Below are 278 nucleotides of genomic sequence, written 5' to 3'. Positions count from 1 at the left end.
GAAAAGTAAAGAGTGTGAAATTAATAGAATCGATAGCTGATATCATTGTGGTAGAGGGTAAAACAAATATCCATGTTAAGTTTGAAGAAGTATTCATAAATAATAGTCCAGCTTATTTAGGGTTATTTCATCACATTTTAAAGTATCAAAAAGAAAACAAAAATCAGGATATTGTATTCACTGGGATTGGAGAAGTGAGGAGATCCAAAGTTAATGGAGATTTAGAACTTTCTGTTTTTTATGGAACTGATTTTTCTATAGACGGAATGGATTTAATA

The 278-nt window shown here is 29.5% G+C and carries 1 protein-coding gene; it reads left to right on the top strand.

Features of this window, described 5'->3' with window-relative positions:
• Positions 1 to 14 precede the first annotated feature (14 nt).
• Positions 15 to 278 (top strand): hypothetical protein (locus tag SCA31_RS23120; RefSeq protein ID WP_410699370.1); only part of this gene is annotated, 264 nt, incomplete at its 3' end.

The organism is Chryseobacterium sp. SIMBA_028 (genome assembly GCF_046535285.1).
GTDB lineage: Bacteria > Bacteroidota > Bacteroidia > Flavobacteriales > Weeksellaceae > Chryseobacterium.
This window is presented reverse-complemented; position numbering and strand designations above follow the sequence as displayed.